The sequence below is a fragment of the Dermacoccus sp. SAI-028 genome, assembly GCF_004346775.1.
GTDB classification, from domain to species: domain Bacteria; phylum Actinomycetota; class Actinomycetes; order Actinomycetales; family Dermatophilaceae; genus Dermacoccus; species Dermacoccus nishinomiyaensis.
On sequence record NZ_SMFS01000001.1, the window covers coordinates 1483865 to 1507323 of the forward strand.

The following is a 23459-nucleotide window of genomic DNA, read 5'->3' on the forward strand; positions in this document are numbered from 1 at the left end:
GGGGGACGTATAGAAAAGGGTGAACCCTCCACCCCCCAGGGCCTTGTATGTTTATGCATGAATCATTCATATATTCATTCATGCATTACAGTACTTCACGCTTTGAGTGATCGACCGAGCCATGTTCCGACGATGGTGGGCCACCCCAGATGGCGGACATGTCACGTTCAACAGCCTCGTCTAGTTCACCCCAGATGGCGTGTCCCTGGCGTGCATTTTCGTAGAGGGCGTAATCGACTTCGGGTGATCGTCCTACGGTAAACTCGGCACGCCACACGTTTGGTGTCGTACCAATATTGAGGCGGGCTGTGTCGGCTAGAGCGCCTGTTTCTTTGTGAATATGCTCTTTGAGGGCTGGAAGCGTGGCCTCCGCGTTAAATGTGGCCTCAGACTTTTTCTCATCGAACCATTGGTCGAACTCTCGTTCTAGGTCTGGGAAGTCGCCTTTAATCGTGAATTTCATTTGGTGGCTCCATTCCTAGTAACTGAGTTAATGCAATAAGATCATTCTTAAGTGCTAATAGTTCCTGGGTCATTGGATTCTCTTTTCTCATTTAACCATTGGTTGTATCGCGGCGTTCCTACTCGTGAACTACCACGGGCGATATTGCACGGGCCGCAAACAACTTCTATGTCCGTGAGTAATATCGTCTTTTTGTGTTCTCGCTTGTGCCAGGCGCTCGGGAGGTGATCTGCCTCCAATCTGTCGCCTGACTCGCGCACCTGCTCGGCAGTGCGTCCACAGTCCAGGCAGAACGGTTGCTGTCGCTTGGCTGCTCTGCCGAGTCGTCGGAACGCTGCGTCATCATGGCCGCTGGCGCGTGTGCGTCTACCCTTGCGGCTGTACTGCTCGCGCTCTCGTCCTGCTCGGTGCTCCCGTGCGTGCTGCTCACATCGGCTGTTCGGTGACAGTTCGCCGCAGTCCAGGCACGGGCGTAATACCTCACTCATGGCGGTAGCCGGCCATGTCGCGCGCGTACTGTTGTGCGTCCTGCGCGGTAGGCGTGACACGTAGGAGCGTGCCTGCCAGTGCGCCTATCGCTACTTGGGCGTAGGTCTGTAGGTCGTCGGCGTCAAGTAGTCCGATAAGTTCCGTGACGCGCTCAGGCTCGCTGATCGCTGCGTCTACGCAGGCCCAGACCTCACAGTGAATCTGGTCTAGGTGATCTCTGTCAGTCATCATAAGTGGGACACCTCATATCGAATGTGCAAGAGTTCTGCGCCGAGTCCATCGGGGATCGTGATGAACGTTGGTTCTGAATCTCGACGGCAGGTGATGACCTCCGGCCACGTGGCTTGGGTCGTGCCGTCGAGGAGGGCGTCTATATAGTCGTAGACGGCTAGCGCCTTGTTGCGGGCGTCGTGCTTGGTGACTTCGCCCTGCTCGTCTCGGCTGTGATCTGCGTAGATGTTGACGACCATGAGCGGATGATGCGCGCCACGGTGGTATGCATCCCTGCCCCACGACGCCCCCTGGCCGACTGTGACGAACACCGAGCCAGTACCGGGCACCTCATGGGGTGGCAGGTCTTTGAACAGCGCCACGTCAGCGGCATCTAGGGCAGGTTTAAGACGACGAAACCCAAGGTCTCCCACGTCTGGACGGTCTGCGAAGTTGGCGAGGTACTTGGCGCTAGGCATCATCGCACCTGGCTAACGGCGAACTCTTTATGGTGTGGATTTTGCAAGTAGTCAGTCATTAGACCGCCATCCACGCCGACTGTGAACGTTCCCAATCCAGCCACGATGCATGAGTCTCCGCTTTGCACGTCGGCGTCTGGCTCGGTGTACAGCGTCCCTACGGCTCGGGCCTTGGTCGGTGAGGCATCGGCGTATGTCTCGGCCCAATCGCGGCGAGAGACCAGACAGGGCACGTTCTCGGCCACTGTCTCCCAGATGTAGGAGGGGGAGCCGTCCGAGTAGTCGGCAACACTACGCCGAACAGTCATCGTATTGGGGAGCATTAAAGAAATCATTGGATTCTCACTTCTAAGTTCATAGTAAACATAAATCCCCGGTAGTGCTTTGCCTGACGTAAAAGGGAGCACTACCGGGGATTTGCGTCGATATCACTGGTGATGATACTTATATTATCGTCCGAGAAATGACGATACCCACCCTCTAATGAAGGTGGGTATCATTGTTTACCTAGAGGTTACTTTTGTGAAAGTGCTGCTAGTTTATCCCATTGATCTTGCGACGTAAGTCCATAACACTGCACGAAGTCTGACAACCTCATGTGCTCACCACGTTCGACCGAGTAATCCCGACGTTTCTGAACAAATGCCGTAAGGATGGAACGTGCCTGTTCGTTATCCGAATCTAGGAAGTCTGGTAGCTTGTCGCACTTCTCCATCCTTGGTGCCCAGAGGCGGAAATCCTCTAGTGTCACGTATCGGTCGAGAGGCTCGTAAACCTTGTTCGTCCTGTAGTGCAGTACCTTACGACCGGCTGTCTCAGTGCGAACGTATCCGTTATCGAGTGCCCAAGAGCGTAGGTCTGCCACAACATTATGACGCAGCGGGAGAGCCTTTCTAAGGTCGGAACTGGTGATCCCTGGCATCTCTCCCACTAGCCCTATAAAGAGCGTCTGACGGTCTTCTAGGGTACGTTCTGGGCGTGTTATGGGTGGCATGGCATCCGTGGTAGTTTCTCGCACGTAATCCGGCTCTTCACAGATGAGGGTGTAGTTGAGGTCTGAATCCGCCGGACTCGAGCAGGGATCTGGCGATGTAGTTGGTCAGGTTGCGGAAGCCCAGGGCCGAGCCGCGCAGGTGCTCCAGGCGTCCGTTGATCGCCTCTGTGGGGCCATTGCTGGTGCCAGGCCGCTCGAAGTAGGCCAGCACGTCGGTGGCGCGAGCCTTCAGGGTCCGACCGAGCTTGCGCAACTCGTCCAGCCCGGCGGGGACGTCTTGGCTGACGGCGTCGATGAGCGCCTCCATCGCCGCGCGGCCGAGGGATCGGTCCTTCTCGCGGTAGGCCGCGATCATCCGCTGGTAGATCCCCCAGGTCGCCTCGACGGGCACGTGCTCCTCGAGCACGAACAGCTCCTGCAGGCGGGTCTGCTGCTTGTCGGTGAGCAGGCCCGCGCCGGTGTGCAACGTTCTACGCGCACGGTAGAGCGGGTCGTCTTTGCGGCCGCGGTGCCCGTGCAGTTCCTGCTGGACTCGGCGTCGGCACTGGTCGAGGGCATCACCGGCAAGGCGCACGACGTGGAAGGGATCCATCACCGCAGCCGCGTCGGGCAGTTCCTCGGCGGTGGCGCTCTTGAACCCGGTGAAGCCATCCATCGCGACGACTTCGATGGCCTCACGCCATGCCTGAGGGCGAGCGGCGAGCCACTCCTTGAAGACTCGCTTGGAGCGGCCCTCGACCATGTCCAGCAGTCGTGCTGGGCCGCTGCGGTCGCGGATCGGGGTCAGGTCGATGATCACGGTCACGTATTTGTCGCCTTTGCGTGTGTGCCGCCAGACGTGCTCGTCGACGCCGAGCACGCGGACGCCGTCGAAGCGGTTCGGGTCCTCGATCAGGACGCGTGTGCCCTGGGCCAGGACGGCATCGTTGGCGGTGTTCCACGCAACCCCGAGCCCCTCAGCGACCCGCGCGACCGTCAGGTGTGCGATGACGATGCCCTCCAGCGCCCACGCCAGCCCTCGCCGGGAGAGCTTCGCGCGTGGCTCGGCCGCCAAAGACGTGTCTTGGCGCCACACGTGGCCGCAGCCGGTGCACCGGTAGCGGCGGACCGTGACCTCCAACGTCGTCGGACGCCACCCCAACGGCTCGTGGGCCAGCCGGCGGACAACCGTGCCGCGCGCGGTTCCTTCACAGCCACAGCGTCGGCACCAGCGGTCGGGTTCGACGACTCGACAGGCCAGGACCGCACCGGCGGGCTCGAGGCGCTGACCGGTGGCCTCAAGGCCGAGCTCATTCAAGCGGCAGAACATGGTCAGGTCAGGGTCGGTGAAGGTAGCGTCAGGCACGTCGAGGTCTTCCAGATGGGCAGTGTGAGAACTTCCATCATCGGAAGGCCTCGACGCCTACCCGGGCAGCGCCACGCCGTTCGATCCTTGACTACGCGCTACACCCTCATCTGTGAAGAGCCCGTAATCCCAGACGGCATTGAACTCTGTCCGTGGATCGACGTCCTTGCGAGTGATCGCATCCATCCCTCGGTGTCGTGCGTCCAAGCACTGACGACGAGCCTCGTCGTATGTGAGTCCGGCCCAGTACATGCGACCTATAATCTTTGTTGCGGTACATTGGCAGGAGAGGGTGTAGTCCCGGCTGAAATGAGCACTCTTATCCTGGTAGTGCTGGCAGCCCTGGGACTGTCTTACTCCACCCTCCACTAGTAGCCCTTTGATCTCTGGCGAGAGTGATCTAGTGATCCTGGCTGAAACTCTTTAAACTCAAACATAGGATTCTCTTTTCCTTTTATCATTCTTCTCTTAGATCATGAACGACCTAAAGACTAATCTCTTACTAATACTTATACTAGGCATGTCCTAGGGACACATTGGGACAGGATCACGGCATATAGGGAACATGGTCGGCTCTGAGTCGAGCCTTGATCGTTACCGATGCCGGAACCAATCCGGGGACATATATAATATCGCCTAGTCGGTCTGAGTTATTCCGAGTCCTCAGGAAAAAGTTTCAGGATCACGGACACTGTTGAGTTAACAAGATCGCTGAGCCTTGCGCTCACGGGTGACGTTAGCAGGTTTATTTTAGGGATACAACTCTAATATATCCGAGGTTTCCTATTATGGTCGCACTAACTCAGTTTCTCTCGCTCGGGTATTTTCTGAGCAGTTTATTTTAAATGCCAGGACGTCTAGCACAACATGAGGCTAGTTGTCAAGACCTTCGGCTATAGTCTCCATGAAGGAAGTCACGTCCTCGGTGACAGGATCGAACGACAGTGCAGGGGCTAGGCGACAGGTGAACAAGGCTCGACGTTGGACAGATCGCGCCTTGGTGACATGCTCGCGGTACTCGCGCCCGTCCACGACGACAGTTTGAGCCTTGACCGCATCGACAGGTCTGACCGTAATCTCCCAAACCTCTGCTAGTTGGGATCGCTGTAGGTCTAGGGGAGTGCTGTTCCACCGACGTAGCAGGGCTGCGCTGTCACTCAGCACGTCGCTACCAAGGTGCAGCGTCGATGCCAGCGCGAACCGCTCTTGCATGTCGCGCATCTCGTTGTCCAGGGCTTCCTGACGCTCAGCGATGGTCTGCATGAGGTCGCGCAACTCAGACACCGACACAAGACCGTCCTTGCGAAGTTGCATCGTCTCGCTGCGCTCTTGCTCAAGCTGTGCCATGCGTGCGCGCAGGGCTTGAATCTCAGCCCTCAGGTCATCGGTTGGTGCTACGTCGGCCACATCGACGCGAGACCAGAACCTCACCATTGCCATTGCCGCCATACCATCGAGCAGGTCGCGCGATACCGCCGAGTTGCACGAGCGACACCGATACACGGCTAGCCCACTGTTATTAGCGTGACCGCCACCCTTGAAGGTCGAACCGCACTTGCCACAGGTCGCTAGGCCGCTCAGCAGCGTCGTAGGGTACGGGCCAGCCATGACGCGCGCAGGGTTGCGATTACGACGACGCGAACTGTTCATGAGGATGCCGCGCACGGCGTGGAGTTCGTCAAGGCTCACAATGGCGGGGAAGGTCGCTGGGCCAGCGTCCTCGCCTTGGTGGGATAGGTGCCCAGCGTTGCGCCACCTGCACAGGACGTAGCGCACGCTCGTAGGTCGCCACTCTTTACCGTTGTGGGGGAGTAGCCCGCTGCCCGTGAACATGCGCGCAGCACCAAGGAGCGTGCCACCGTCGATCACGTAGTGGATCGCGCTACGAATCAGGTCGGCCTCGTCGTCTTGTAGGTCGCCGTTCACCGACTGCCAGCCGAACGGGGTTCGTCCACCTGAGGCACGGCCTTGGGCGCGAGCACGAGCTTTGGACGCCCTGACACGCTCAGACTTGGTAGCAGACTCACCTTGACTGATCGCGGCTGTAATCGTGGCGATCTGCTGCCCGGTGGCGCTGTTCAGATCGAGGTCACCGCTCCAAACCGTGTCCAGCCGTACCCCAGTAGCCTTGACCAGTTCAGTCAGGTGCAGCAGGTCTGCCACAGAGCGCGTGATCCTGTCCATGTGACGCGAAACGACGCGGGTTATCTTCCCGCGCCGTATGTCTGCCTCTAGGCGTGCCCACTGTGGCCGTGCCGTCATCGACTTGGAGAACGCGCTTTGTGCGTCCTCACTGTAGATCAGCACATCGCTAGAGTCTGCCCCCTGTAGTTCAAGCCACCTGCGGCACGTGTCCACCTGTGACGCGATGGAGTCGCCAGCGTCAGCCGTCGATAGGCGGGCGTAGATTGCTGTAGTCGTGACCATGCACCTAACTTACACTTCGCATCGGCGATGAAGAGCGAACTCATCGTCAGGTAGATCGCGGTGCCGTCGAGGTTGAACGAGTACCCCGTCGGCACGACGATGCCGACGGTGGAGCGGTTGATGCCGGCGTGCTCCATCTTTGCCATGAGGTTCGGCAGCGCCGACTCCGACGACGATGTCGCGAGGATGAGGAGGAACTCGCGGCCGAGGTACTTGAACAGCTTCCAGATGTTGACGCGCGCGACGACCCACAGCAGCGCGCCGAGAATGACGAAGATGAACAGCGCGCACGTGACGTAGAAGCCCGCCATCAGTTTCGCCATCTCACCGACGGCCTTGGCGCCGGATTCACCGACGACGGCCGCCATCGCACCGAACGCGCCGATCGGGGCGAGCCACAGCACCATCGACAGCACGCGGAACACGATCTTCTGCATCGTGGCGATCGCACGCAGCGCGGGTTCGGCGGAGTCGCCGATGCGCTGGATGGCGAAGCCGACGAGCAGTGCGATGAACAGCACCTGCAGGACGCTGCCGGAGGTGAACGCGGAGAAGAACGTGTCGGGGATGATGCTCTTGAGGAAGTCGATGAACCCGCCCGACTTCTCGGCCGTCTTGACGTACTTGTCGGCCGATCCGTGCTTGACCGTCAGCCCGTGGCCCGGCTGGATGATGTTGCCGACGACGAGACCGATCGCAAGCGCGAACGTCGACATGGTGAGGAAGTAGGCGAGCGCCATGCCTCCTGCGCGCCCGACCGTCGCGGCCTTGCGGACGGAGCCGATGCCCAGCACGATCGTGCAGAAGATGACCGGCGTGATCATCATCTTGATGAGGCTGACGAACATCTCACCGAGCGGCTTCCAGGCCTTCGCCGCGTCCGGCGCGACGAGACCGAAGACGATGCCGGCGATGACGGCGACGATGACGCCGATGTAGAGGTAGTGGCTGCGATCCTTCTTGGGGGATGTCGCGGCCGTGGAGACCTCCGGCGGCGCGCCCTCGGCGGAACTGCGCGGTGGTGGCGTGGGCGACGACGATACGTCGTGGTCGTACTGATCCGACACGGATGGCTTCCGATCTTGCGGCTGAACTGTGACGCCGTTCACCCTAGGGTGAAGATCAGACAACCTATGAGGTGGGGTGCCCCACACCGGATTTTGTGACGAAATCGATGCCGTCTGCGGGCGGGGGCGCTCTCGGGCTCCGGTCGACTACGAGTTCGGGCCGTGACTCAACTCACGCGGGCCGGCGTGACAGGAGCGCCGCGACCTCGGCGTGGTTGGTGTGCGGAAACATGTCGAACAGTCGCGCGGCCCGCACGTCGAAGCTCGGCATCGCGGCGAGATCGGCGGCGAGGCTCGTCGGGTTGCAGCTCGAGTAGATGACGTGCGCGACGCAGCTGCGCTCGAGCGCGTCGGCGAGCGCTTCGATGCCGCGTCGCGGCGGGTTGACGACGACGAGATCCGGAACGTCGTGCTCGGGCATGACGAGGGTGCTCGCGTCGCCGACGTCGAACGTCACCGTCGCGTCCGACCCGGCTTCGGTGGCGCTGCGACGGGCGCTGTCGATGGCGCTCGGTTCGATCTCGACGCCGTGGACGCGGCGGGTGCCGTCCGCAAGATGGAGGGCGAAGCCGCCGACGCCGCAGTACAGGTCGAGCACCTGACGAGCGTCGACGTCGTCGGCCCACGCGCGCGCCTGGCGGTACAACGCCGCGGCGACATCGGTGTTCGTCTGGAAGAAGCTGCGGTGCTGCAGGTACAGCGTCACGTCGCCGACGGCCGCACGCAGCGTCTGCGTGGGCGTCAGGGCGATCTCGACATCCCCCTCGACGACGGCCTTGTGCTCCGGATGGATGTTCGCAGAGACGGCGACGATCTGCGGCAGGCGGTCCGTCAGGGCGGGCAGGGCGGCGCTGAGTCGGTCAACTCCGTCATTGGTGCGCACGACGAAGCGGACGAGCAACTCGCCGTCAGTGTTGGTGGTGACGATGACGAACTTGAGCTCGCCCGTGCGCGCGTCGACGTCATAGGGCATGAGACGTGCGTAGGTGATGAACCCGGCGAGGTCGGGCACGACGTCCCAGATCGGCCGTTCCTGGATGGGGCACTCGCGCAGGTCGACGGCAGGGCGCCCGGGCAGTGCGAGCCCGAGCGTCGGAGCGTCGACGTGGCCGCCGACGGCGAGCTTCACCTTGTTGCGAAACGCGGCCGGGCGCGATGCGGCGGGGGAGAGCCACGCCTCGGGCGCCACTCGTGCGGCGAGGGTGTGCTCGACGGACGTCTGCTTGCGCATGAGTTGCTCGTCGTACGGCACGGCCAGGTTCGTGCACGAGCGGCACGCACCGACGTCGAAATAGTGGCAGTGCACGCGCTCAGCGGCGGACGGTGAAGTCGTCGTAACCCTCGGGGGCGACGTCTCGCACCTCGACGTCGTCGACGGACGCCGCAGCGGGGCCGTCGTGGCACCAGTCCACGAGCGATTCGACGGCGTCCGGCGTACCCTCGGCGACGACGTGCACCGCGCCGTCATCGAGGTTCTCGACGTATCCGACGAGTCCCAGCGTACGCGCCTGCTCGGCGCACGCGGCGCGGTAGCTGACGCCCTGAACAGTGCCGGTGACGCGCAGATCGACCGCGCGGGATTGGTTCGAGACTGGCATGCGCCTACGGTACGTCAGCGGCCCGCTGGCCTGCATCAGCGCCGCAAGTGGGGGCCGTGGCCGGGTCTCGGGTGCCGCGCCGGCCGGTTTCGCAGCCCGAACGCGCGTTGGATAGGTTCACTCTCGACCCTGGTTCCTCCTGTCGCGTCGCTGGGCAGGCCTCGAGAATGGATGGCGCATGTCCGACGCACCGGGTGCCGAGAGCGCCCCGAACGAGTTGACCGACGCCGAGCGTCGCCTCGGCGGCATCCCCGACGCAGCCCGCGACGACGACGTCAGCCCCGTTGAAGCGGAGCGTCTGGCGCGTCGACATGTGCTGCACGTGTCGTTCATCGCCGCGTTCGGCGGGCTGCTATACGGCTACGACACCGGCGTGATCTCGGGTGCGATGCTGCACGTCACCGAAGAGTTCCACATCAACGAGGAGCGCTTCGGCTCGGCGGCGCACAACATCACGGAGATCATCACCTCATCGATCCTGCTCGGCGCGGTGCTCGGTGCGCTGGGCACGAGCGTCATCGTCAAGAGGGGCGGGCGGCGCAAGGCGATCATCGGCATCGCGGCCGTGTTCGCGATCGGCGTCCTGCTCAGCGGCGCCGCGAACGACTGGTGGACGCTGTCGCTCGCGCGCGTCTTCCTCGGCCTCGCCGTGGGTGGCTCGACGATGGCGATCCCGACGTACATCTCGGAGCTCGCACCGCCCGCGAAGCGCGGCAGCTATGTGACGTTCTTCAACGTCGCGATCGGCGTCGGCATCCTCACCGCGAGCCTCGTCAACTACTTCGGCGACTCCGCGATCAGCTGGCGCGTCCGCATCGCCGCCGCTGTCGTGCCGGCGCTCGTGCTGCTCATCGGGATGAAGCCGTTGCCGGAGAGTCCACGCTGGCTGGTGCAGCAGGGGTTCGTCAACCCTGCTCGTCGGGTGCTGCGCTGGGTGCGTCCGAGCACGCGCGCGGTCGACGCGGAGATCGCCGAGATCAAGCGCACCTACCGCGAGGAGCAGCAGGCCTCCGGTGAGGGGGAGTGGCGAACCCTGTTCAGCGAGAAGTGGATTCGCCCGGCACTGTTCGCCGGCATCATGGTCGCGATCTTCACGCAGATCACCGGCTTGGAGATGATGATCTACTACACGCCGACGATCCTGAAGAACAACGTCGGCTTCTCCGACGACATGGCGCAGGCGGGCAACGTCGGCGTCGGCGTCGTCTATCTCGTCATGACGACGCTCGGTAAGTTCGTCGTCGACCGCATCGGGCGTCGCCGTCTCATGCTCGTCATGCTGCCCGGAGCCGCAGTGTCTATCGCCGCGTTCGGCATCGCGTTCTGGGTGACGAACGACGACCCGCCTGCGGGCGTCGCGCTCGCGCTCATCCTGTCCTTCATGTTCTTCCAGGCCGGCGGCATCCAGGTCGTCGGGTGGCTCATGGGTTCGGAGCTGTACCCGCTCAAGGTGCGTTCGGCGGCGACGGCGCTGCACGCGGCCGCGCTGTGGGGTTCGAACCTGCTCATCACGCTGACCGCCCTCACGCTCATCGACTGGCTGTCGCTGCCGGGCGCGATGATCTTCTACGCCGTCATCAACGTCATCGCCTGGGTGACGGTGTACTTCTTCGTTCCTGAGACGAAGGGTCGCAGCCTCGAAGAGATCGAGTCGAGCCTGCAGGACGGCACGTTCCTGCCACATCGTGGGCGCAAGCGCTCGCCCGCCGACGCCTGACGGCATCCCGCCGCAGACCGGCGTTCGTCTCGCGAGAGGCGAGCGCCGTTCGCGTCGTGGGGGATTGGTGCTGGACGTTAGGCAGACCTAACATGGCATGAGAAGCGTCGACGAACCGTTCGACAAGTAATGTCTGGTTATGTTTACGCTAACAACTCGTTCATGACGCCTGCCGGACATCACCCTGCCCGACGACGCCACCACCGCACGGCCGACGCCGTGCCACCTGCAGAAGGGGATTGCATGCGAGACCTTCGCGTCGCCGTAATCGGAGCCGGCCCGGCCGGCATCTACGCCTCGGACATCCTGACGAAGCAGCACGAGGGCGCGCGCGTCGACCTGTTCGACCGGCTGCCCGCACCGTACGGCCTCGTGCGCTATGGCGTGGCGCCCGACCACCCGCGCATCAAGGAGATCATCAAGGCGCTGCGTCGCGTGCTGTCGGGAGATCGCATCCGCTTCATCGGCAACGTCGACTACGGCACCGACCTCGACCTCGAACAGCTGCAGGAGCACTACGACGCCGTCATCTTCTCCACGGGCGCCTCGAGCGACCGACCGCTGGACATCCCCGGCATCGACCTCGACGGTAGCTTCGGCGCCGCAGACTTCGTCTCTTGGTACGACGGCCACCCCGACGTGCCGCGCGAATGGCCGCTGACGGCGCGCAAGGTCGCCGTCCTCGGCGCCGGCAACGTCGCCCTCGACGTCGCGCGCATGCTCGCCAAGCCCGCCGACGAGCAGCTGACGACCGAGATCCCGCAGAACGTCTACGACGGGTTGAAGGCGAACCAGGCGACGGAGGTGCACGTCTTCGCGCGCCGCGGCCCGGCGCAGTTGAAGTTCTCACCGATGGAGTTCCGCGAGCTGTCGCACAGCCCGAGCATCGACGTCATCGTGCACGAGGAGGGCTTCGAGATCGACGAGGCCGGCCAGGCCGCGATCAACGCGAGCAAGTCGACGAAGCTCGTCGTCAACACGCTGCTCAAGTACCTCGAGAACGAGCCGAGCGGCGCGCCGCACCAGATCCACCTGCACCTGTGCGAGGCGCCCGTCGAGATCCTCGGCGAGGACGGCCGCGTCGTCGGCCTGCGCACCGAGCACCAGGAGTTCAACGGCGACGCGACGACGCACGGCACGGGCGAGTTCCGCGACTGGGACGTACAGGCCGTCTACCGCGCCGTCGGGTACTACAGTTCGCCGCTGCGCGACCTGCCCTTCGACGACGCCGCGGGCGTCGTGCCCAACGAGGCGGGCCGCGTGACGGACGTCAGCGGCGAGGTGATGCCGGCGACGTACGTGACGGGGTGGATCAAGCGCGGCCCCGTCGGGCTCATCGGGCACACGAAGTCGGATGCATCGGAGACCATTGCGTGCCTGCTCGAGGACCTCGACTCGCTGCCCACGCCCAGTGGCGGCGACCCGGACGCGCTGCTACGTCACCTGCTTGATTCGGGTGTCGAGATCACGCTCTGGGATCACTGGGAGCGTCTCGACGCCCACGAGATCGCCCTCGGCGAGAGCGCCGGCCGCGAGCGCGTCAAGGTCGTGTCCCGTGAGGACATGATCGCCGCCGGTCAGGCATACGCCGAGGATCTTGCGTCCTGACGAGCTGCTGACGGTGGCGCCCGGCCCGGCTGGATCGGGATGCAAGGGGGCGAGTTGCTCTCGTGCGTCCCGATGCCGGGCACGCGGGTCTCGAGATGGCGCAAGGCCACCTCGAGACCCGCGACGCGTCAGTTCGCGGTCGACTTCTGCAGCGTGACGGACGCCGTGTGCGACGCGCCGGAGGTGTCGCTCCACGTCACCTTCATCGTCGAGCCGGGGTAGCGGGTGCCCATGAGCGAGCTGAGGGAGTCGGTCGAGGTGACGGCCTTGCCGTCGAGGGCGGTGATCGTGTCACCCGCCGTCATCCCCGTGCTTGCGACAGCCGAGCCGTTCAGCACCTGCTGCACGACGACGCCGGTGTCGCTGGCGCCCCGCAACGACGAGCTCGGGACGACGGCCACGCCGAGGGCGGCCTTCGCGCCGATGTGATTCGTCGTCGTCTTGCGGCCGGCGAGGATGTCGTCGGCGATCGACTTGGCCTGCGTGATCGGGATGGCGTACCCCTCGGCGTTGCTGCGCTGATAGCCGGTGAGCGAGTTCGTCGCGGATGCGGCGGTGTCGATTCCGACGACCTAGCCCGCGGCGTCGAACAGAGGCCCGCCGGAGTAGCCGCCGACGATGGGCGCGTTCGTCTGCACGAGGTTCGTCAGGTTCTCACCGGACGACAATGACCCCTGTTCGGAGGCGGTGATCGAGCGCCCCGTCGCCGTCACGATGCCGGAGGCGGCGTAGAGCACGCCCTCGCCGCCGCCTTGGCCGACGGCGAGAACCTCTTCGGCCGTCCTGACTCCGTCGGTGTCCAGAGTGACGGTATCGAGGTTCTTCGCACCGCTGAGCTTGAGCACGGCGACGTCGTGGGATTCGTCGTGCCCGACGACGCTCGCCGTGTATGACCCGCCGTTCGGGACGGTGACGCGGATCTGCGTCGAGCCGGAGACGACGTGGTAGTTCGTCAGGACGGTGCCATCGGCCGTGAGCACCATGCCGGAGCCCGCAGCCTCACCGCTCGAGGTGGCCACGTCGATCATGACGACGCCCTTGCTCTGAGCGGCGGTGGCGCGCGTCGTCGTTCCGCTGGATGACGCGCCACTGGCTTGCGCGCCGCCGTTCGACGGCGATGTGCTCGAGCCGTCGGGTGCGGTTTGCGGCGTCGAGGCGCCGCCCTGATCCGTGTCAGTGGATGAGCTGCCCGAATCGGTGGTGCTGCGAGCGCTGGCGGCGTCGAGCTGACTGCGCAGCTGACGGGTGACGGAGCCGGCGTCGAACGCGCTGAGGGAACCGTCGTGCACGCCGATTGCCAAGGGGGCGGCGATGGCGGCCGAGCATGCTGCGGTGAGGGCGACGAGGGCGGGGCTGCGCATGGGATGCTCCTTGGGGCGAGTGCTCGGGCTTGCGATGGTGTGCGTCCCTGGCGTCGCGATGTGTTGGCGCGAGGGCGACGGCGACGGCGGTGCGTCGACGTGTTGAGACCAAGTGAAGGTGACGCACCGTGGGGTCCGCTGTCGCCGACCTGTGGCGTCGCTGTGTCGGCTGACGCCCGTGCGGCAGGTGGTGGAGGGCGCGCAGCGCACGGCCGCGACGTTGCATGACTTTTGAGCATCTGCACGAGGAATGTGCGCGATATTCCTCGTGCAGATGCGCAGAACTCGTGCAGCTGCGCGCCGGGGCCGGCTCGGAACGGTATGAGGGGGTAGGAGACACTGGTCGCCGGGGGACAGGTGCGAAAGGGGGCGGTGTGAACATCTGGCCGCACATCGGCATCGGCGCCAGTGGCGTCGTCGGCGTCGTCGTCGCGACAGTGGTGCTGTACGCCGTCTTCGTCGCGATCCTGCATTTCTGGGGCGTACGGTATCTGGCGGCCGGTTCGACGATGTCCGTCGCCGTGTTCACCGTCCTCGGGGCGCTGTGCGCCCGCGCGATGCTGGGCAACTCGCCGACGTTGTGCGGTGCGCTCGTCGCGATGGCCACCCTGTTCGTCCTGGAGTTCGGTTTCGGACGGCTGCACGCGGTGATGTCGATGCGCAGCCACCGCGCCGCGGGCCGCGCCCGGGCGTGGGCCGTCATGATCGACGGGCGGGCACGCCCGGACGCCCTGCGCCACATCGGCCTCACCGCCGAGCGGTTGCACGAACGGTTGCGAGCCGGGGGAGTGCGGCACCTCGACGACGTCGCCCTCGCCGTCCTAGAACCGCGCGGCACGCTGACGGTCGTCCGGCGCGGCGAGAGCATCGACCCGCAGTTGCTGGTCGGGATCGCCGGGTTGCCGCCGGGATTCGGTGACGTCGATACGACCGGCGGCCGCTGAACACCCCTCGAGATCGGGTGGCTTCCGTAGAGCACGTGTTCTCGCGATCTGCCACAGTGGCGGGATGACGATGCGCGCAGTGGTAATGCAAGAGATCGCGGGGGCCGTCGGCGTCGAGGAGGTCGAGGTGCCCGCCCTGCCTGACGACGCCGTCCTCGTCGAGGTGCGCGCGACGGGGTTGTGCCGCAGCGACTGGCACACGTGGGCCGGTCATGATGACGTCGAGCTGCCGCACGTGCCCGGTCACGAGTTCGCCGGGGTGATCACTGAGGTCGGTTCGGACGTCGTGAACTGGCGGGTCGGGCAGCGGGTGACGATGCCGTTCGTCGAGGGCTGCGGCGCCTGCGAGTGGTGTCGCACCGGTGACGCGCAGGTCTGTCCGACCCAGGATCAGCCGGGGTTCACGCACTGGGGATCGTTCGCGCAGTACGTCGTCGCGCGACGCGCGGACACGAACCTCGTCGCAATCCCCGACGCTGTGAGCTTCGCGGCCGCCGCGAGCCTCGGGTGCCGGTTCGCGACGGCCTTTCGAGCTCTGACGGCTCGTGCTGATGTGCAGCCGGGTGAATGGGTGTGCGTCGTCGGCGCCGGGGGAGTCGGACTCAGCGCCGTCATGATCGCGAAGTCGCTCGGGGCGCGTGTCGTCGCCGTGGACCGCAACGTCGACGCGCTGGCGCTCGCGACGTGCGAGGGCGCGGACGCCGTCGTCCTGGCCAGGGGCGCCGGGGTCGCTGAGACCAACGAGCCTGTCGACGTGGCGGCCCGCGTCCACGAGATCACGGGTGGCGGAGCGCACGTCGCCGTCGACGCGGTGGGCAGCGAATCGACGTGTTCTGACGCGATTCATGCGCTGCGGCGTCGTGGGCGGCACGTGCAGGTGGGGTTGTTGCCGCCGGTGGACGGGCATCCGCGCGTGCCGATGGCGCGCGTCATCGGTTGGGAGCTCGACGTGTTCGGCAGCCATGGCATGGCCGCCGCCGACTATCCGGCGATGCTGGCGCTCGTCGCCGACGGCCGACTAGATCCCGGGCGACTCATCGCCCGCACCGTCAGCCTCGACGACGGCGCGGCGATGCTGCCGACGTTCGACGCCTCGCCGCTCTCCGGCGTGACGATGATCGACCCGCGTCGCTGACGCACCCAGCTCGTGGCGAGCGCGGTAGGCGTGCTGTCGGCAGTAACCACTCCAGACGACGACAACACTGACAAAGAAGCGTCCGTCCTGTGCGTCGTCGCCCAGCGTCATGGCGGGCCCGAGGGCGCGAGGTGCGACGCATCAACGGGCGGGGCGTCGACAAAGGCCATCTTGCGCCTGGGGGAGGTAGTTCTGTTCACCCCTGAGTTCGGTGGAGCATCTCGCCGACGAGCGTGCGACAGCGCTCGGCGATGTCGTCGCGGATGAGCTGCATGCGCTCGGTGCCCTCGATGCCGCGCGTCGACGGCTCATCGGTGTGCCACGTCTCGATCGTTGCGAGCATGCCGTCGATCGGTTCGAGCCGTGCAGCAGAGCCGACGATGATGACGCGGTCGGCAGTGCGCAGCACGGCGGGGTCGATGGCCTTGGGATGTTCGCCGTCGAAGGTTGCGCCGAGGGTGGCGACGGCGGTCGCCGACTCCGCGTTCACGGCCCTGCCGGGCTGAGTGCCGGCGGAGTGGACATCGAGGCGCTCGCGAGCGAAATGGCGCGTGAGCGCGGCCGCCATCTGCGACTTGCCAGCGTTCTTGACGCAGACGAAGAGGACGCGCGGTCGACGATCCGCGTCAGCTGCGCCATCGGGCGAGGAGGTGGGACGGTCAGCGCGGGGCATCGTGGTCGGCCTCGAGCATGGGTTGGGGGAAGCGATCGCGCAGGGCCAGGCTGACGTAGACCAGAGCGACGAGAACGGGGACCTCGATGAGCGGGCCGACGACCCCGGCGAGTGCCTGGCCGGAGGTGACGCCGAACGTCGCGATGGCGACGGCGATGGCGAGCTCGAAGTTGTTGCCGGCAGCGGTGAAGGCGAGAGTCGTCGTCCGTTCGTAGCCCATGCCCAGGGCCCGGCCGAGCAGGTAGCCGCCGCCCCACATGAGCGCGAAGTAGGCGAGCAGGGGCAGCGCGATGCGGGCGACGTCGAGGGGGTGCGACGTGATCTGTGCGCCCTGCAACGCAAACAGGACGACGATGGTGAACAGCAGGCCGTAGAGCGCCCACGGCCCGATGCGGGGCAGAAAACGCGACTCGTACGCCTTACGGCCCCAACGCCTCTCGCCGATGCGCCGACTGAGGTAACCCGCGAGCAGCGGGAGGCCGAGGAAGACGAGAACCGACGCGGCGATGTGCCAGGGGGAGACGTCGAGATGTGATTGGTCGAGGCCGAGCCAGCCGGGCAGGACGCTGAGGTAGAACCAGCCGAGCGCGGCGAACGCGACGATCTGGAACAGCGCGTTGAGCGCGACGAGCACAGCAGCCGCGTCGCGGTCGCCGCAGGCGAGGTCATTCCAGATGATGACCATGGCGATGCAGCGCGCGAGGCCGACGATGATGAGGCCGGTGCGGTAGGTCGGCAGATCCGGCAGGAAGATCCACGCGAGGGCGAACATGAGCAACGGCCCGACCATCCAGTTGAGTGCGAGCGAGGCGCCGAGTAGCCGCCGGTCGGACGTGACGGCGTCGAGCTTGTCGTAACGCACCTTGGCGAGCACCGGGTACATCATGATGAGCAACCCGATGGCGATGGGCAGCGAGACCCCCTGGATCTCGACGGCTGACAAGGCGTCGTCGAGGCCGGGCACGAGGCGTCCCAACAGGAGGCCTGCCACCATGGCGGCGATGATCCACACGGGCAGGAAGCGGTCGAGCGTCGACAGTCTCGCGCGGGGCGATGCAGGGGAGTTCACGGTCGGCCGCCTTTTTTCGTCATCGGTGAATACGGTGCCATCCTGAGGCGTGATTCGACATGTGTCAAAATAGTTGAGTGACGATCGACGGGTGTGAGCGGCGGGGTGAGGCGACGTCGCGGGATGGTGCGCCTCGAGTCGTGGCGAACGACGAAGATGTTGCGCGCGCTGCTGCCGTGTTCAAGGCGCTCGGCGATTCGGCGCGTCTACGCCTGTTCGACGCGATCGTCGCGGCGGCGCCAGGGGAGATCTGTGTCTGCGACCTGCCGGACCTGGAATTGTCGCAGGCGACGATCTCGCATCACCTGCGCAAGCTGCGCGACGCTGGGCTCGTCACCTCAGAACGTCGCGGCACGTGGGTCTACTACCGCAGTGTGCCCGGGTCGCTGGATCCGGTTCGGGAGCTTCTGGGGGTCGAGTCGTCCCGAGTGGCGGCCCGGACGACGCTCGCGAGGTCGTAGCGACAACGCTGGAGGCGTCACCTCCATCGCGCGTGCGCCCCTCTGATCGACGCTTGCAGCGCCGGGTGTGACTCGAACGCCGGCACCGCTGCCAGCGCGCGGGTTCAGGAGGGTGGAAGTTCGCCTCGTCCGGGCCGTACGCGTCGTTCGGCCTCGGTGATGGCAACATCGTTGATGCTCGCCTCGCGACGGCTCATGTAACCGTCGGCATCGAAGTGCCACAGCTCGTTGCCGTAGGAACGCCACCACTGACCGTCATCGTCATGCCACTCGTACTGGAAACGCACGGCGATGCGGTCGTCGGTGAACGCCCACAGGTTCTTGCGCAACCGGTATTCGTGTTCGCGCGCCCACTTGCGAGTGAGGAACTCGATGACGGCGTCACGCCCGACGATGCTCTCGCCGCGGTTTCGCCACACGGTGTGCGGCGTATAGGCGCCGGCGACGCGTTCGGGGTCTCGCGTGTTCCACGCGTCCTCGGCAGCTTGCACCTTTGCGGCCGCTGTCTCGGCTGTGAAGGGTGGGACAGGGGGACGGGGTGCGTTCATGGCGGTCTCCTGGAATGGTTGGCGTTCAGATGGATGCTACGCGTTCGATCACACGTCCGCGCCACGCCAACGAGGTGTGCGACGTGCTCGTCCCCGTGTCGGCGGGGCACAGCGCGGTCATGATCGGGACGCCCACGTCGGGGGCGCCGGGCGGTACTCGATCCCATCTTGGACCTCGCGTGCGCGCTCAGGGGTGGCGGGGCGTCCGACGAGATGCAGGGCCATGTCGATGCCGGCGAAGACGCCTGCGTCCGTGATGACCTGCCCGTCGTCGATCCATCGCTGACCCGGGCATGGTTGGGCCTTGGGGTCGAGGGCCGCGACGCTGGCGAACGTGTCGTGGTAGGTCGTGAACGGGCGCTGGTGCAGCAACCCCGCGGCGGCAAGGAGGCGAGCGACCGTGCAAACACTCGCGACGATGGCACCTCGCTGCGCAGCCTCCTGCAGCCAGCCGCGGTGGCTCTCGGGACTGCTGCACGGATAGGTGACATCGACTCTGTGGTGCCGTTCGGTGCCGCAGGAGAGGATGTGCACCATGCCCAAGCCGTACCCCAAGGAGTTCCGCCAGAACGTGATCGAGGTCGCTCGCTCTCGTGAGGCCGGGACGACGTTGAAGGAGATCGCGAAGGACTTCGGGATCTCGGAGTCCTGCCTGACGAACTGGATCGCCATCGCTGACCGGCAGGACGGGAACAAACCCGCCGCCGCGGTGAGCGACTCTGGTGAGTTGCGTGAGGCTCGCCGTCGGATCCGGTTGCTCGAGCAAGAGAACGAGGTGCTACGCCGCGCTGCGGCGTACCTCTCGCAGGCGAACCTGCCGGGAAAATGATGTACCCGCTCGTCCGTGAGCTGGCCGCCCAGGATGCCCCGATCAGGGTGCCTGTGACGGTGACGTGCCGGGTCCTGAAACTTGCCAGGGCGCCGTACTACCGGTGGCTGGCCAACCCCGTGACCGACGCCGACTGGGTGGAAGCGCACCGCGCGAACGCGTTGTTCGATGCACACCGTGACGACCCGGAGTTCGGGTACCGCCTCCTAGCTGACGAGGCCCGCGACGCCGGGCAGGAGATGTGCGACCGCACCGCGTGGGCGATCTGTTCGAGCAACGCGTGGTGGAGCGTGTTCGGGAAGAAGCGCGCGAAGAAGGGCCGGCCCGGCCCGCCGGCGCACGATGACCGCGTCCAGCGTGACTTCACCGCGACCGGCCCGAACCAGCTGTGGCTGACCGACATCACGGAGCACCGCACCCGTGAGGGCAAGGTGTTCATGTGCGCCGTCAAGGACGTGTGGTCCAACCGGCTCCTCGGGTACTCCATCAGCTCGCGGATGAAGGCCCGCCTGGCCGTGCAGGCGTTGGAACACGCCGTGGACACCCGCGCCCGAGCGGGCGTCGACGTGGCCGGCTGCATCGTCCACAGCGACCGCGGGTCCCAGTTCCGGTCCCGCAAGTACCTGCGCGCCCTGTCCCGGCACGACCTGCTCGGATCCATGGGACAAGTCGGCTCGAGCGCGGACAACGCCGCCATGGAGAGCTGGTTCGCACTCCTGCAGAAGAACGTCCTGGACCGCCGAACCTGGGACACCCGCGACCAGCTGAGGCTGGCCATCGTCACCTGGACCGAACGGACTTACCACCGCCGACGACGCCAAGCCCGCCTCGGCAAGTTGACCCCCATCGAGTACGAGACCATCATGACCACAGCGGCCACCCAGGCCGCATGACCAACATGTCACCTATCCGTGCAGCAGTCCCCTCGTCTCGCAGACGCTCGAGCGAACCGTCGCCACCGGGCTCGATGACGACGTCGGCCCGAGGAATGTTGACCTCTCCGCGCGCGGTGTGAGGATCAGGCCCTTCGCGGAGCGTCGATGACGACTCCAGGTTTGCATCCGAAGCGAACCAAGCAGGCAAATAGCTCGGGGAGGCGAGCGTCACGCGGCGCCGTCTGTCACCGCGTCTGCGCGGGGCAGCAGTTTGGGCAGGATGTCGCCCAGGGTGACGACGCCACTGAAAGCGCCGTTGTCGGTGACGACGGCGAGCTGGTGGCTGCCTTCACGCATCAGCCGAAGCGCTTCATGCAGGGCCGTGTCGCGGGGCAGTTCGAGGACGGGACGGGCCACGGTGTCCGCAGGTGTCGCCTCGGGGAGCATCAGCGTGTCTCGCACGTGCACGACGCCCCGTACGCCGGAACCAGCGCCGGCGGGCTCCATCAGCAACACGCGCGTGTGCCCCTTGCGCATCACGGCAGCCTGAACATCACCGACGGTTGCCGTGGCGGGAGCCGCCGTAGGGGCGCCACGCCCGTCAAGCAGGTCTGCGATCGTCAGGCGTTCAAGGTCGATTGCGCTTGTCAGTGAGGTGCGGTAGGCGAGGTCGAGCGCTCCGACGCTCGCTGAGTGCTCGACGAGCTGGCGCAATGACGTCGAGTCTTGCGATTCGCTGACTTCATCGACCGGTTCGACACCGGAGCGGCGCACGAGCCAGTTCGCGGCACGGTTCAACGCCGCAAGGATCGGACGTGTGACACGCATGAAAGCGCGCATCGGCAGCGCCAGCATGATCGCGGACTTTTCGGGGTGTGCGATCGCCCATGACTTGGGCGCCATTTCCCCGATGACGAGGTGCAGGAACGTGACGATGATGAGCGCGAGGACGAACGCGGCGACGTCGGCAGCCGTCTCACCCAGGCCGACCATCTCCAGGGGTCTCATCAGGGCGTGGTGCACGGCAGGTTTGGTGATGGCACCCAATGCGAGGGTGCACACGGTGATCCCAAGCTGTGACGCTGCGAGGAGCATCGTGATTTCGCCCGAGCTGCGAAGCGCGGCACGCGCGGACGCTGACGGGTTGTCTTCAAGGCGGTGGGTGCGCGCGTTGATGAGGGAGAACTCGGCGGCGACGAAGAACGCCGACAGGGCGATGATGGCGATTGTCGCGATAGTCGTGGCGAAGGGATTCATCGGTCGCTCCCTTCTTCCTCGGTGTCGTGCGGGGCTGATTCTGGTTCGAGCAGGGTCAACCTGAGCAGGGACGGCACGTGCCGTTCCACAGCAAGAACTTCGATGTCGAGGCGGGATGGCGGGGCGTCCTCATCCACGGCCAGTACACGCGGGCCCTGGGGTACGTCGATGACGACACGCTCACCGACGCGCGGGAGCGTACCGAGGCGACCCACCACGAGGCCCGCCACCGTTTCGTATTCACCCTCGGGCAGGTCTACGTCAAGAGCACGTTCGACCTCGTCGATGTGCACGGACCCTTGCATCACCCACTGGCCGTCATCGGGCAGCGGCGCATACTCGGGTAGGACCGGGTCGTGCTCGTCGGTGATTTCCCCGACAACTTCCTCTGCCAGGTCTTCGACGGTGATGATGCCGGTGAACCCGCCGAACTCGTCGATGACACATGCGAGTTGCTGCTTGGCGCGGTCGAGTTCGCTCAACGCGGTGGACAACCCCATCAGCTCAGGAACGATCAGTGCCGGACGCATCACCGACGAGACCGGCCGAGCGCCATCCTGCGCGGCGAGCACATCGACGAGGTGCACGACACCGGCGACGTCGTCGGTGCCGTCGATCACGGGGTAGCGCGTGTGCCCGCTCGCCATGAGAGCGCGCATCTCAGCGATGTTTGTTTCAGTTCGCACTGAGTCGACCTGAGCGCGGGGGATCATCGCGTGAGCGACGTTCTCGGTGGGAAAGTCGATGATGCGATCCAGCATGTCTGACAGTTCCGGCGCGAGGTCGCCCGTCTGCTTCGACGCCTCGACAACGTGGTGCAGGTCATCCGCTGTGGCGGCCTGCTCGACGTCGTGCACCGGTTCGATGCCGACACGCTTCAACAGCAGCTCAGCGGACTTGTCGAACACCCAGATGGCCGGGCCGAACACCTTCAAGTACAGGGCGCTCGACCGTGCGAGAGCGCCGCTGACCTGCTCGGGGCGAGCTATAGCGTAGTTCTTCGGGTAAAGCTCACCGAACAGCATCTGCACGAACGTGGAGAAGGTGATTGCGAGAATGCCGCCCACGGTCAGGCCGATGCCGGTGGGGATGCCGACTCCGCCCAGCATGGACGACAGCGCCATTCCGATGAGTGGTTCGGCCACGTAGCCGACAAGCAGGCCTGTCACGGTGATACCGAGCTGCGCGCCGGACAGGAGGAACGAGGTGCGGCGGGTGATAGCGAGGGTGCGGCGTGCCGTGTCATCGCCTGCCTGCGCGCGAGCCGTCAGCTTGGAGCGGTCCACGGACATGTAGGCGAACTCTTGCGCCACGAAGTACGCGGTCACTGCGGTGATCGCAAGAACGACGACGACACCGGTCAAGAGGGACAAGGCGTCGTTCATGGCCGCTCCGCCCCGGGTCCGCTGAACATGTTGGAAAAGGGCGGCGGTGGTAGGGGGTTCATCCGTATTCCCGATCGTGGGTTCGCGACAGCCGCACTGGGCGCGTCTCGCGCGCTCTGCGCGTGACGGCCCAGCGTAGCCCGTACTGTGTCCCCATCTCTTTTAGTCCGCGTACGGGCGGCGGTGCACCGGGTGCCGCTACCGCTCGACGACCCACGTCCGGTCGGAAAGCACCGGCCGTTTCCCTCATCGGGGACAAGAAGCGGTCATTCCACCCGGTCGGCCTGTAACCGGGCGGCGCGGTTCAAATTGGATGCAACAAATAGGCGGCGTGGTCCTGGCTATCTGCTCTTGGTTCACCCTGGAAGCAAAGCGACAGGCCGTGTGGGGGTGCTGGGGAAGGCCCCTCGTCCGCTTACTTAACATAATGTCGATTATCGGATGACGAACGTGGCGCAGAAGAGGTCCCAATGACAGTGGGTCACACCGCTGTGTGCGATGTGACCCACTGCTGGCTCTCGCCGC

At 65.1% G+C, this 23459-nt stretch carries 20 protein-coding genes and 1 pseudogene; 6 read left to right on the top strand and 15 right to left on the bottom strand.

Translation table 11 applies throughout. From position 1 onward, the window contains the following. Window positions 1-85: 85 nt before the first annotated feature. The 7 genes and pseudogenes from EDC82_RS06820 to EDC82_RS06850 form a co-directional block, all read right to left on the bottom strand. Window positions 86-463 (bottom strand): hypothetical protein, encoded by a 378-nt coding sequence (locus EDC82_RS06820; protein WP_131940988.1) that lies wholly within the window; start codon window positions 461-463, stop codon window positions 86-88. A 716-nt stretch (window positions 464-1179) separates the two neighbouring features. Continuing rightward, window positions 1180-1641: a hypothetical protein gene (locus tag EDC82_RS06825; protein ID WP_160126201.1), complete on the bottom strand. Its 462-nt coding sequence runs from the start codon at window positions 1639-1641 to the stop codon at window positions 1180-1182. Between the two features lie 1031 nt (window positions 1642-2672). After that, complete coding sequence (locus tag EDC82_RS06830) at window positions 2673-3980, bottom strand: ISL3 family transposase (RefSeq protein ID WP_083604063.1); 1308 nt, start codon at window positions 3978-3980, stop codon at window positions 2673-2675. A gap of 873 nt (window positions 3981-4853) precedes the next feature. After that, window positions 4854-6407 carry a recombinase family protein gene (locus EDC82_RS06835; RefSeq protein WP_131940992.1) on the bottom strand — a complete coding sequence of 518 codons (1554 nt, stop codon included), beginning with the start codon at window positions 6405-6407 and terminating at the stop codon, window positions 4854-4856. A 17-nt stretch (window positions 6408-6424) separates the two neighbouring features. Beyond that, window positions 6425-7474: pseudogene (locus EDC82_RS14925) on the bottom strand (cation:dicarboxylate symporter family transporter); the annotation flags it as partial. Between the two features lie 172 nt (window positions 7475-7646). Next, on the bottom strand, window positions 7647-8780 hold the full coding sequence (locus EDC82_RS06845; protein ID WP_006944341.1) for a methyltransferase domain-containing protein: 1134 nt from the start codon (window positions 8778-8780) through the stop codon (window positions 7647-7649). A 4-nt stretch (window positions 8781-8784) separates the two neighbouring features. Next, window positions 8785-9072 carry an acylphosphatase gene (locus EDC82_RS06850; protein ID WP_131940996.1) on the bottom strand — a complete coding sequence of 96 codons (288 nt, stop codon included), beginning with the start codon at window positions 9070-9072 and terminating at the stop codon, window positions 8785-8787. A gap of 178 nt (window positions 9073-9250) precedes the next feature. Between EDC82_RS06850 and EDC82_RS06855 the strand changes: the two genes are divergently transcribed. Both EDC82_RS06855 and EDC82_RS06860 read left to right on the top strand, forming a co-directional pair. After that, on the top strand, window positions 9251-10789 hold the full coding sequence (locus EDC82_RS06855) for a sugar porter family MFS transporter (RefSeq protein WP_131940998.1): 1539 nt from the start codon (window positions 9251-9253) through the stop codon (window positions 10787-10789). Window positions 10790-11032: 243 nt separating this feature from the next. Continuing rightward, the gene (locus tag EDC82_RS06860; RefSeq protein WP_115296247.1) at window positions 11033-12397 is read left to right on the top strand and encodes an FAD-dependent oxidoreductase; all 1365 of its coding nucleotides are present in this window, start codon (window positions 11033-11035) and stop codon (window positions 12395-12397) included. 128 nt (window positions 12398-12525) lie between these two features. Here EDC82_RS06860 and EDC82_RS14510 read toward each other — a convergent pair whose 3' ends face one another. Beyond that, the gene (locus tag EDC82_RS14510; RefSeq protein WP_160126202.1) at window positions 12526-12798 is read right to left on the bottom strand and encodes a PDZ domain-containing protein; all 273 of its coding nucleotides are present in this window, start codon (window positions 12796-12798) and stop codon (window positions 12526-12528) included. 171 nt (window positions 12799-12969) lie between these two features. After that, on the bottom strand, window positions 12970-13758 hold the full coding sequence (locus tag EDC82_RS06870) for a S1C family serine protease (protein WP_131941003.1): 789 nt from the start codon (window positions 13756-13758) through the stop codon (window positions 12970-12972). Between the two features lie 374 nt (window positions 13759-14132). On the opposite strand from EDC82_RS06870, the gene EDC82_RS06875 reads away from it, so the two are divergent. Next, window positions 14133-14702, top strand: a complete 570-nt coding sequence (locus tag EDC82_RS06875; RefSeq protein WP_160126203.1) for a YetF domain-containing protein — start codon at window positions 14133-14135, stop codon at window positions 14700-14702. Window positions 14703-14772: 70 nt separating this feature from the next. Further along, window positions 14773-15837: an alcohol dehydrogenase catalytic domain-containing protein gene (locus tag EDC82_RS06880; protein ID WP_131942020.1), complete on the top strand. Its 1065-nt coding sequence runs from the start codon at window positions 14773-14775 to the stop codon at window positions 15835-15837. A gap of 196 nt (window positions 15838-16033) precedes the next feature. On the opposite strand, the gene EDC82_RS06885 is transcribed toward EDC82_RS06880, so the two are convergent. Both EDC82_RS06885 and arsB read right to left on the bottom strand, forming a co-directional pair. Beyond that, entirely contained in the window at window positions 16034-16510 is a 477-nt protein-coding gene (locus EDC82_RS06885; RefSeq protein WP_131941007.1) for a low molecular weight phosphatase family protein, read from the bottom strand. Next, a complete protein-coding gene (gene arsB / locus EDC82_RS06890; protein WP_074045343.1) occupies window positions 16497-17579 on the bottom strand; it encodes an ACR3 family arsenite efflux transporter in 1083 nt (360 codons plus the stop codon). Before arsB ends, EDC82_RS06885 begins: the two co-directional genes overlap by 14 nt. A 140-nt stretch (window positions 17580-17719) precedes the next feature. Here arsB and EDC82_RS06895 point away from each other — a divergent pair, with 140 nt between their 5' ends. Next, complete coding sequence (locus EDC82_RS06895; protein WP_074045342.1) at window positions 17720-18040, top strand: helix-turn-helix transcriptional regulator; 321 nt, start codon at window positions 17720-17722, stop codon at window positions 18038-18040. 104 nt (window positions 18041-18144) lie between these two features. On the opposite strand, the gene EDC82_RS06900 is transcribed toward EDC82_RS06895, so the two are convergent. Both EDC82_RS06900 and EDC82_RS06905 read right to left on the bottom strand, forming a co-directional pair. After that, window positions 18145-18588: a nuclear transport factor 2 family protein gene (locus EDC82_RS06900; protein WP_074045341.1), complete on the bottom strand. Its 444-nt coding sequence runs from the start codon at window positions 18586-18588 to the stop codon at window positions 18145-18147. Between the two features lie 117 nt (window positions 18589-18705). Further along, on the bottom strand, window positions 18706-19125 hold the full coding sequence (locus tag EDC82_RS06905) for a DJ-1/PfpI family protein (RefSeq protein ID WP_131941009.1): 420 nt from the start codon (window positions 19123-19125) through the stop codon (window positions 18706-18708). Here EDC82_RS06905 and EDC82_RS06910 point away from each other — a divergent pair. Continuing rightward, window positions 19124-20310, top strand: a protein-coding gene (locus tag EDC82_RS06910) for an IS3 family transposase (protein ID WP_131940674.1) whose coding sequence is annotated in 2 segments (ribosomal slippage) — window positions 19124-19408 and window positions 19411-20310 — 1185 coding nt in all. Because the reading frame shifts where the segments join, the coding sequence is not laid out codon by codon here. The two genes, EDC82_RS06905 and EDC82_RS06910, sit on opposite strands and share 2 nt — an antisense overlap. Before the next feature lie 210 nt (window positions 20311-20520). Here the strand turns inward: EDC82_RS06910 and EDC82_RS06915 are convergent. Together EDC82_RS06915 and EDC82_RS06920 are read right to left on the bottom strand one after the other, a co-directional pair. After that, window positions 20521-21549, bottom strand: coding sequence for a CNNM domain-containing protein (locus EDC82_RS06915; protein ID WP_115296242.1), 1029 nt, complete (start codon window positions 21547-21549; stop codon window positions 20521-20523). Further along, complete coding sequence (locus tag EDC82_RS06920; RefSeq protein WP_115296241.1) at window positions 21546-22934, bottom strand: hemolysin family protein; 1389 nt, start codon at window positions 22932-22934, stop codon at window positions 21546-21548. Before EDC82_RS06920 ends, EDC82_RS06915 begins: the two co-directional genes overlap by 4 nt. Window positions 22935-23459: the final 525 nt, after the last annotated feature.

What these genes read in the sequence shown, in the direction of transcription:
- EDC82_RS06855 (WP_131940998.1), top strand. Translation starts at nt 9,251, where the DNA reads ATGTCCGACGCACCGGGTGCCGAGAGCGCCCCGAACGAGTTGACCGAC.
- EDC82_RS06885 (WP_131941007.1), bottom strand. Translation starts at nt 16,510, where the DNA reads ATGCCCCGCGCTGACCGTCCCACCTCCTCGCCCGATGGCGCAGCTGAC.
- EDC82_RS06900 (WP_074045341.1), bottom strand. Translation starts at nt 18,588, where the DNA reads ATGAACGCACCCCGTCCCCCTGTCCCACCCTTCACAGCCGAGACAGCG.
- EDC82_RS06835 (WP_131940992.1), bottom strand. Translation starts at nt 6,407, where the DNA reads ATGGTCACGACTACAGCAATCTACGCCCGCCTATCGACGGCTGACGCT.
- EDC82_RS06850 (WP_131940996.1), bottom strand. Translation starts at nt 9,072, where the DNA reads ATGCCAGTCTCGAACCAATCCCGCGCGGTCGATCTGCGCGTCACCGGC.
- EDC82_RS06915 (WP_115296242.1), bottom strand. Translation starts at nt 21,549, where the DNA reads ATGAATCCCTTCGCCACGACTATCGCGACAATCGCCATCATCGCCCTG.
- EDC82_RS06820 (WP_131940988.1), bottom strand. Translation starts at nt 463, where the DNA reads ATGAAATTCACGATTAAAGGCGACTTCCCAGACCTAGAACGAGAGTTC.
- EDC82_RS06920 (WP_115296241.1), bottom strand. Translation starts at nt 22,934, where the DNA reads ATGAACGACGCCTTGTCCCTCTTGACCGGTGTCGTCGTCGTTCTTGCG.
- EDC82_RS06860 (WP_115296247.1), top strand. Translation starts at nt 11,033, where the DNA reads ATGCGAGACCTTCGCGTCGCCGTAATCGGAGCCGGCCCGGCCGGCATC.
- EDC82_RS06825 (WP_160126201.1), bottom strand. Translation starts at nt 1,641, where the DNA reads ATGCCTAGCGCCAAGTACCTCGCCAACTTCGCAGACCGTCCAGACGTG.
- EDC82_RS06880 (WP_131942020.1), top strand. Translation starts at nt 14,773, where the DNA reads ATGCGCGCAGTGGTAATGCAAGAGATCGCGGGGGCCGTCGGCGTCGAG.
- EDC82_RS06905 (WP_131941009.1), bottom strand. Translation starts at nt 19,125, where the DNA reads ATGGTGCACATCCTCTCCTGCGGCACCGAACGGCACCACAGAGTCGAT.
- EDC82_RS06870 (WP_131941003.1), bottom strand. Translation starts at nt 13,758, where the DNA reads ATGCGCAGCCCCGCCCTCGTCGCCCTCACCGCAGCATGCTCGGCCGCC.